Origin of the sequence: Actinomadura sp. HBU206391 (genome assembly GCF_014323665.1) — a bacterium.
Taxonomy (GTDB): Bacteria; Actinomycetota; Actinomycetes; order Streptosporangiales; family Streptosporangiaceae; genus Actinomadura_C.
This window is the reverse complement of the sequence record NZ_JABVEB010000233.1, coordinates 1-8,184: the sequence shown is the minus strand read 5'-3', so window position 1 is coordinate 8,184 and position 8,184 is coordinate 1. Positions and strand designations below refer to the sequence as shown.

The window sequence follows — 8,184 nt, the reverse complement described above, 5'->3', positions numbered from 1 at the left end:
CCTGGTGTGGCTGTGGGTCACGAACCTGGCGCTGTTGATCGGGGCCGAGCTCAACGCCGAACTGGAACGGAGCCGGGCCATCGCCGCGGGGCTGCCCGGCGACGAGGAGCCCTACGTCGAGCTGCGCGACGCCAGGGCCATCAAGTCCTGACGTCCCTATGATCGCTGTGTGCCCACCGAGGAGATCGCGCCGCCATTCCCCGCCCCCCGGCTCGACCGATCCCGACCGGTCGTGCCGCCGCCCCGGGACACCCCTGGCCACTGGGCGGGAGCGCCGAGTTCCTGTGTCGTGGACGGCGTCACCTATCTGGCCTACCGGCTGCGGCGGCCGATCGGCGAGGGGCGCGGATACGCCGTCGTCGTGGCCGCGTCCGCGGACGGGGAGCGCTTCGAGACGCTGACCGTCGTCGAGAAGGACGACATGGCGGCCGACTCGCTGGAGCGGCCCGCCCTGGTGGTCACCGACGAGGGTTCGTGGCGGCTGTACCTCAGCTGCGGCACCCCCGGCACCAAGCACTGGCGGGTCGAGCTGCTCGAGGCGGCGGGTCCGGACGGCTTCGACCCGTCCCGGTCCGATGTCGTGCTGCCCGGAAGCGCGAGCGTCGGGGTGAAGGACCCGGTCATCCTGCGGCACGGCGGCAAGTGGCACCTCTGGGCTTCCTGCCACCCGCTCGCCGACCCCGACCAGGCCGATCAGATGGTGACCGACTACGCGACCAGCGCCGACGGGCTGGACTGGTCGTGGCACGGCACCGTGCTCAGCGGCCGGCCGGGGGAGTGGGACTCGCGGGGCGTGCGCGTCGCGGCGGTCGTGCCGCACTCGGGCCGCACCTTCGCCTACTACGACGGTCGCGCCAGCGCCGTCGAGAACTACGAGGAGCGCACGGGCCTGGCGATCGGCACGGGGTTCGGGGCGCTGGTGCCGACGGAGGCCCGTCCCGTCGCCGAGTCGCCACACGCCGGAAGGGGGCTGCGCTACCTGTGCGCGGTACCGCTGCCGGGCGGCGGGTGGCGCCTGTACTACGAGGCGACCCGTGCCGACGGGGCCCATGAGCTGCGGACCGAGCTGCACCCGGGCGCGGGCCCGGCCGGGTAGGTCGCGCCCGAGTCAGCTACGACCGAGAATGCCGCGGTCGTAGGCAACGGCGACGGCCGCGGCCCGGTCCTTGACCCCCAGCTTGGTGTAGATGTGAGTGAGATGGGTCTTGACCGTGGCCTCGCTGATGAACAGGACAGCGGCGATCTCGCGGTTCGACGTGCCCTTGGCGACGAGTCGCAGCACCTCGCGCTCACGGGCGCTCAGCGGTTCGCTGCCCGGTGCCCTGACCCGGGAGACCAGGCGTGAGGCGACGGCGGGCGACAGCACCGTCCTTCCCTCGGCGGCCGCCCGTACGGCGGTGAAGAGCTCGTCGCGCGGCGCGTCCTTGAGGAGGTAGCCGGTGGCGCCGGCCTCGATCGCGGGGAGGGTGTCGGAGTCGGTGTCGTACGTGGTGAGCACCAGCACCTTGCAGCGCAGCCCGCGACGGGTCAGTTCCGCGATGGCGTCGACCCCGCCCCCGCCCGACATCCGCAGGTCCATGAGCACCACATCAGGGTCGAGCCGAGCGGCGAGCGCCACCCCTTCGACCCCGTCGGAGGCCTCGCCGACGACCTCGAATCCGGCAGCCGAGGCGAACATGCCGCGCAGCCCGTCCCGTACGACCGGATGATCGTCGACGATCAGCAGGGTGATGGTGTTCTCAGCCATGGCGCACCAACGGTACGCGAGCGGAGACGGCGGTCCCGTGCCCCGGCTCGGACTCGATGTCGAGGGTGCCGGCGATGCGTTCGGCGCGGGCCCGCATGCCGCCGAGGCCGAAGCCGCGGGCGGTCCCGGGCACCGCGAGCGAATCGAAGCCGCTGCCGTCGTCGCGGACGTCCAGGCTCACCTCGTCGTCCATGTACGACAGGGTGACGCCGAGCCGCGTGGCACGGGCGTGCCGGCCGGCATTGGCGATCGCCTCTTGGGCGATCCGGAGCAGGGTGGCCTCGACCTCGTCGTGCAGTGGCTCCACGACGCCGGTGACGACGCACTCGGCTCGTACGCCCGTCGACGTCGACCACGCATCAACGATCTTCTTCAGGGCCTCGGGCAGGGCGTCGTGCTCCAGCGCGCCCGGGCCGAGGTCCTGGACCGAGCGACGGGCCTCACCCAGGCTCTGCCGGGCGAGGGCCGCGGCGCGCTCGATGTGGTCGCGGGCCATCGACGGGTCCTCGTGATCGGTCGCCGCCTGGAGCTGGGTGACGATGCCCGCCAGACCCTGGGCGATGGTGTCGTGGATCTCCGCGGCGAGGCGCCGGCGTTCGTCGTCGACGCCGGCCTCCCTCGCCTGGACGAGCAGCTGGGCATGGAGCGCCGCGTTCTCCTGGAGCGCCTGCTCCAACTGGGCGTTGGTGCGTTCCAGCTCGACGATGGTGGCCGCCCTGGCCCTGGTCTTCCGCTCCTCCTGCAATCCGAGGTGGCCGAAGATGAGGGCGAGGGACGCGTTGAGCGCGAACAGCGCCGCGAAGCCCGCCCACTGCACGACACTGAGCGGAGGCAGCCCGCCGGACTGTGAACCCGCCATCGTCACGGCGGTGCCCACCACGCCCGCCTGCGCCGCACGACGCGGCAGCAACCGGTCGGCGTCGAAGTAGCCGAGCACCGCGTAGACGGCGAAGAACGGGTTGAGCCAGGTGAGCGCGAAGGCCAGCGTGAACCGTGCGGTGTAGTAGACCCGGCCGGCCACGAGATTCCCCGGCGATGGCGCGTCCCCCGGCTGCCGCGTGTACTGGGGCCACTGCGCGTGCCGGCCCCACCACACGTGGAGGGCGACCGCCGCCATGGCGAGCGGTACGGCGGCGTACGTCTCGGCCCGGGTCATCAGCAGATCGGCGGTGGCGGCCGTGAGCAGTGCGCCGAGCAGCAGCAGGACGTAGGGACCCCAGCGGAAGAACCGGCCCCACCACTGCTCGACGGTCACCTGCTCGACGGTCATCGGGTCGCCGGTCATGGGAGCAGTCTCCCGCGTACATCCCATGCGGACCAGTTCACTCCCATTTGAACCAGCGCGCGGCCCCACCGGTCAGCACCACGGCCCACAGCGCCAGCACGCCGAGGTGCGAGACGCCGGGCCAGTCACCCGCCATGGCCTGGTCGAGCGCCTGCGACGCGGCGCCGAACGGGGTGAGCTGCACGATGCGCTGAAGGGCGTCCGGCATCACCTGGACCGGCACGTACACACCCGCGGCGAACATCATCGGGAAGAAGATGATCGTGCCGACCGTCGTGGAGACCTTCGTCGTGCGCGAGACCGCCGAGATGGTGGCGCCCAGCGCGATCGCGCCGAGCGTCGCGAGCACCAGTGCCACGGCATAGCCGGCCGGCTGCCCGGGCAGCGCGACCCCGAAGGCGATCCGGCCCACGGCGAGGACGAGGATCGCCGAGCCGAGGCAGGCGGCGGCGTGCAGTACGATCTGCGCGGTCAGCAGCGACGCCGGCCGTACCGGTGTCGTCGACATGCGGCGCAGAATGCCGCGCTCGCGGTATCCGGTGAGGACGGCCGGCATGGCCTGTACCCCGGCCATGATCAGGGCGAGGAGCACCGACACCGGTACGTACAGATCGATGACCCTGCGGCCGCCCATCTCCGGGTCGGCCTCGCGGAAGGCCGGCACCAGGCCGAGGATCGTCAGCAGCACGGTCGGGAAGACCACGATCCAGAACACGGCCCCGAACTCGCGGCCGAACAGGCGGGCCTCGGACTTGAGGACGGCGGTGGGTGCGGGCATGTCAGTCTCCCTGCTCGGTCAGGTCGAGGAAGGCGTCGTCGAGGGTGGCCTCGGTGACGCGGAGCCGCCGGGCGGTGATCCGCCGCTGGGCGAGCATGGACATCACCGCGTTGACGGTCTCGTCGGACCCGGTGATGGTCAGCGTGTCGCCCTCGCGTTCGACGGATGTGACCGCCGGCAGGGCCGCGAGTTCGTCATCGTCGAGCGGCTCCGAGGGTGAGAAGGAGATGACGGCCGAGCCCGCGGCCTGGCGGATGAGACCGGCGGGGCTGTCGACGGCGGCGATCCGGCCCTCGTTGATGACGGCCACGCGGTCGCACAGCCGCTGCGCCTCCTCCATGAAGTGGGTGACGAGGAGGACGGTCACGCCCGAGTCCCGTACCTCTTCGATCAGCTTCCAGGTCTCGCGCCGGGCACGCGGGTCGAGCCCGGTGGTGAGCTCGTCGAGCACGACGATCCGGGGACTTCCGATGAGGGCGAGCGCGATGAACAGCCGCTGCTTCTGCCCGCCGGACAGTTTGCCGAACCGCGCGTCCAGCCGGTCGGCGAGGCCGAGTCGCTCGGCCAGCGACCGCCAGTCCGCCGGCCGGGAGTAGAAGGCGGCGTAGAGCTCCAGTGCCTCTCGCACGGTCAGCTTCGCCTGCAGTTCGCTCTGCTGGAGCTGGGCGCCGAGGAGCCGGGTGACCCGGTCGTGGTCGCCGATGGGGTCGAGGCCGGCCACCCGTACCTCACCGGCGTCGGGCACGCGCAGCCCCTCGACGCATTCGACGGTCGTCGTCTTTCCCGCGCCGTTCGGCCCGAGAACGCCGAAGATCTCGCCCTCCTCGACGGCGAAGGAGACGCCGTCGACCACGGGACGGCCGCCGTAGGCCTTTCGCAACCCGTTCACTTCGATGATTGGCATGCTCTGAGGATCCAGGCGGAGGACCGCCGTGGGCATCGCCCATCACGCTCGAAGCGGCATCAGCCGTTCGGTTGATGCCGGCGTACGACCTGTGCCGGGGCGGCATGCCGTCCCGGCTTGGCCCGTGAGCCCACGCCCACGGTCGACAGGGGCCCGCGCGAATGTGGACGACGGCCCGATGCCGGGCCGGGGCCGGCTCAGGCACCGTTGATCGGGTGATCGAAGCCAATGAACTGACCAAACGCTACGGCCGGGTGACCGCCGTGAACTCTCTGAGCTTCACGGTGCGCCCCGGCGTCGTCACCGGGTTCCTCGGCCCGAACGGCTCCGGTAAGACCACCACCTTGCGGATGATCCTCGGTCTGAGCGATCCCACCGCCGGAACCGTCACCGTCGACGGGCGCCCGTTCCGGGACCGGCCGCGCGGGCTGCGTCATGTCGGCGCGCTGCTCGACGCCCACGACGTCCACGGCGGGCGCAGCGCGGTGGCGCATCTGTCCGCCCTGGCCGCCGGCAACGCCATACCTCGCAGCCGGGTCGGTGAGGTGCTGGAGGAGGTGGGCCTGGCGAGCACGGGGCGGCGTCGCATCGGCGGGTTCTCCCTGGGGATGAAGCAGCGGCTCGGGATCGCCGTCGCGCTGCTCGGCGACCCGCCGGTGCTGCTGTTCGACGAGCCGCTCAACGGGCTCGACCCCGAGGGCGTGCTGTGGCTGCGCGGCATGTTCCACCGGCTGGCCGCCGAGGGCCGCACCGTGTTCGTCTCCAGCCATCTGATGACCGAGATGGAGCACACCGCCGACCGGCTCATCGTCATCGGCCGGGGCGAGCTGATCGCCTCGGAGTCCCTGGCGGAGTTCGCGGCCCGAGGCTCCCGCCAGAGCGTGACCGTTCGCACGCCCGACCCCGCCGCGCTGACCGCTCTGATGACCGCCGAAGGCGCCTCGGTGAAGCTCGAGGACGATGGATCGTGCACGGTGACCGGGCTCAGCGCGGCCCGCATCAGCGAGCTCGCCTTCGGCCACCGCCTCATGCTGCACGAGGTCACCGCCCGGAGCTCATCGCTGGAAGAGGCGTTCATGGAACTCACCGCCGACAGTGTCGAATACCCCGCAGGAGAGACCCGATGAGCACCTCGACCGTCTCGGGACAGGCGGCGCCGGTGCCCCGTACAGAACCCCGCGCCCGGTTCCGCCACCTGCTCGTCGCGGAGTGGATCAAACTGTGGTCGCTTCGCTCGACCTACGGTGTCCTCGTGACCGGCGCGCTGCTGTCCATCGGCATCTGCGCGAACTCCGCCCGCGCCAACGTCCATCTGATCGCGGCGAGCCCGGATCCGGGCGCGGGCACGGCGATCGATTCGCTGCACTCGGCCTTCGTCCCCGAGGCGTACGAGATCCTCATGCTCATCGCCGCCGGCGTCGGCGCGGTCACGGTCTTCGGCGAATACGCCAGCGGGCTGATCCGCACGACGTTCGCGGCCGTCCCCGACCGCCGTGCGGTGATGGCGGCCAAGACGGTCGTGGTGGCGGCGACCATGCTGGCCTTCGGGGCGGTCGTCTCGATCGCCTCGTTCGGTCTGACCCAGGCCATCTACGACGGGCAGGGCATCGGCCTGTCGATCAGCGCCCCCGGCGCACTTCGGGCCGTCACCGCGTCCGCGCTGCTCGCCCCGCTGTCCGCGCTGGTCGGGATGGCACTCGGCGCCCTCATCCGGCACGGCGCCGGCACCGTCGTCGCGGCCGTCGGAGTGCTGCTCCTCCTGCCGATACTCTTCCAGGGCGAGACGTACCGATGGGTCAAGGAGATCGGCAACGCGACACCGCTCATCGCCTGGGACGCCCTGACCGACAACCCCGCGAAACCACCGCCCTTCCCCGGTAGATATCCCGAGACGATCACTGAGGCATGGATCGTGTTCGGAACCTGGCCGCTCGTCGCGGCGGCCATCGCCGTGATCGTCGTGCACCGGCGGGACCTGTGAAGGCCGAGCTCGCGCTTGTAGGCTGATCGGCCGGGCCCGGCCGCCGATGACATGGAACCCGCGAGGCCCGGCGGGAGCGGACGGAAGGGATGGCGCACATGAGCGGCGACGACCTGGCGGAGCGGCTACGGGACATCTGCCTCCCTCTGCCGGAGGCCGTGGAGAAGCCGTTCGGCGGTCACTCCGCGCCCTCCTTCCGGGTCCGCGACAAGCTGTTCGTGATGACCAGTGAGGACGGGCGGTCGATGACGTTCAAGGCGGGGCCGGGAGTGCAGGAGGCCCTGGTGGCATCGGACTCCACGCGCTTCTTCGTCCCGGCCTACGTCGGTCACAAGGGCTGGGTGGGCGCCCGGCTGGATGTCGACCAGGACTGGGACGAGCTGACCGAGCTCATCGAGGACAGCTACCGGATGGTCGCGCCGAAGCGGCTGGCCGCGCTTCTCGACGAGCGGCACTGAGGTCGACGAGAGGCACTGGGGCCTTGGCCCTGGTCCGTCCGGTCAGTTGCTGGAGCGGTGGATGATCGGCTCGATGAACCACAGCCACGCCGCCAGACCGGCGGTGCCCACGGCGGTGATCAGGGGAAGAGGCCCGTCGAACAGGTAGTCGACGACCATCAGGGTGGCCGAGGTCATCGAGACGGCCAGCGCGAGGGTCCCGATCAGGCCGTACAGGTTCGCCCGCTTCACCAGGGGCTCCTTGAGGCCCTGGCGGAACAGCACGCGGTGCTGGGCGACCGGGGCGATGAAGAACATCGACGCGATGGCGGCCGACACCAGGGCCACGTAGAACAGGCGGCGGTCGGCTGCCGCGATCTTGGCGAACCCAGGTGAGAACGGGACGGTGAGCAGGAACGCGAAAAGGACCTGTACGCCGGTGACCGCCACCCGGAGTCCCTGCAGGAGCTCGACGAAGTTACGGTCGGCGCGTTGGCCCGGGGTCTCCTCGGACGGGTCGTTGGGGGCGGCCGATCCGTCAGCTGTCATCGCTGGGCTCCTCGGGGTCACGGGGGCTCATCCAAGGGATCAAGAGATGAGGTGCGCTGATCCTAACTCGTGTGGATCTGTCATGGTTTGTCTGTGATGTCGGGCAACGGCGGCCTAGTGCTTCTCGGCCGCTTGACAAGCCGCTGACCAGCGGATGCACTGAAGTTGCTGCACCTCGTTCGGTGAGGCGTATGTACGGACACAGGCCACTGACCCCCAACGTCGAGAGACGCCCAGGGTCAGGACAGGTCTCCCCGGGTTAAGGGGTGACCCCAGGTGGCTTCCCGCTCGCGGGATCACGCCGTGCGTTGCCAAAGCTCTTACGTGAGGGGTGCGTCCGATGGTCGCCGTTCACGCCGCCGGCCGTGTGCCGTTCCCGAAGGGCACGAGCGCGACGAGGTGACGGGACGAGTCCCGGCAGCAGTCACCATCGCTGATTCGATTCCGTTGCACTCAAACGCGCGGCCTGCGCGGCCCCGGCCAGCACCGTGACACCGGTCGGC

The 8,184-nt window shown here is 70.9% G+C and carries 9 protein-coding genes and 1 riboswitch; of the genes, 4 read left to right on the top strand and 5 right to left on the bottom strand.

The genetic code is table 11. From position 1 onward, the window contains the following. Positions 1–169: 169 nt before the first annotated feature. Positions 170–1,096: a hypothetical protein gene (locus tag HKK72_RS32340; protein ID WP_261987421.1), complete on the top strand. Its 927-nt coding sequence runs from the start codon at positions 170–172 to the stop codon at positions 1,094–1,096. 12 nt (positions 1,097–1,108) lie between these two features. Here the strand turns inward: HKK72_RS32340 and HKK72_RS32335 are convergent, their stop codons facing one another. The 4 genes from HKK72_RS32335 to HKK72_RS32320 are packed head-to-tail and all read right to left on the bottom strand — an operon-like array spanning position 1,109 to position 4,714. After that, a complete protein-coding gene (locus HKK72_RS32335) occupies positions 1,109–1,747 on the bottom strand; it encodes a response regulator (protein WP_187238232.1) in 639 nt (212 codons plus the stop codon). Then, positions 1,740–3,032 (bottom strand): sensor histidine kinase, encoded by a 1,293-nt coding sequence (locus HKK72_RS32330; protein WP_261987420.1) that lies wholly within the window; start codon positions 3,030–3,032, stop codon positions 1,740–1,742. The genes HKK72_RS32335 and HKK72_RS32330 overlap by 8 nt, the downstream gene beginning before the upstream one ends. Before the next feature lie 37 nt (positions 3,033–3,069). Beyond that, the gene (locus tag HKK72_RS32325) at positions 3,070–3,810 is read right to left on the bottom strand and encodes an ABC transporter permease (RefSeq protein ID WP_187238230.1); all 741 of its coding nucleotides are present in this window, start codon (positions 3,808–3,810) and stop codon (positions 3,070–3,072) included. A gap of 1 nt (position 3,811) precedes the next feature. After that, positions 3,812–4,714, bottom strand: a complete 903-nt coding sequence (locus tag HKK72_RS32320) for an ATP-binding cassette domain-containing protein (protein WP_187238229.1) — start codon at positions 4,712–4,714, stop codon at positions 3,812–3,814. 215 nt (positions 4,715–4,929) lie between these two features. Here HKK72_RS32320 and HKK72_RS32315 point away from each other — a divergent pair, with 215 nt between their 5' ends. From HKK72_RS32315 to HKK72_RS32305, 3 genes are all read left to right on the top strand, one after another. Then, the gene (locus tag HKK72_RS32315; RefSeq protein WP_315987563.1) at positions 4,930–5,841 is read left to right on the top strand and encodes an ABC transporter ATP-binding protein; all 912 of its coding nucleotides are present in this window, start codon (positions 4,930–4,932) and stop codon (positions 5,839–5,841) included. Further along, a complete protein-coding gene (locus tag HKK72_RS32310) occupies positions 5,838–6,695 on the top strand; it encodes an ABC transporter permease (RefSeq protein WP_187238227.1) in 858 nt (285 codons plus the stop codon). The genes HKK72_RS32315 and HKK72_RS32310 overlap by 4 nt, the downstream gene beginning before the upstream one ends. Before the next feature lie 98 nt (positions 6,696–6,793). Further along, entirely contained in the window at positions 6,794–7,153 is a 360-nt protein-coding gene (locus HKK72_RS32305; protein WP_187238226.1) for an MmcQ/YjbR family DNA-binding protein, read from the top strand. Between the two features lie 42 nt (positions 7,154–7,195). On the opposite strand, the gene HKK72_RS32300 is transcribed toward HKK72_RS32305, so the two are convergent. Next, entirely contained in the window at positions 7,196–7,681 is a 486-nt protein-coding gene (locus tag HKK72_RS32300; protein ID WP_187238225.1) for a DUF6328 family protein, read from the bottom strand. A gap of 167 nt (positions 7,682–7,848) precedes the next feature. Beyond that, positions 7,849–8,019, top strand: a riboswitch (M-box (ykoK) riboswitch). Positions 8,020–8,184 lie beyond the last annotated feature (165 nt).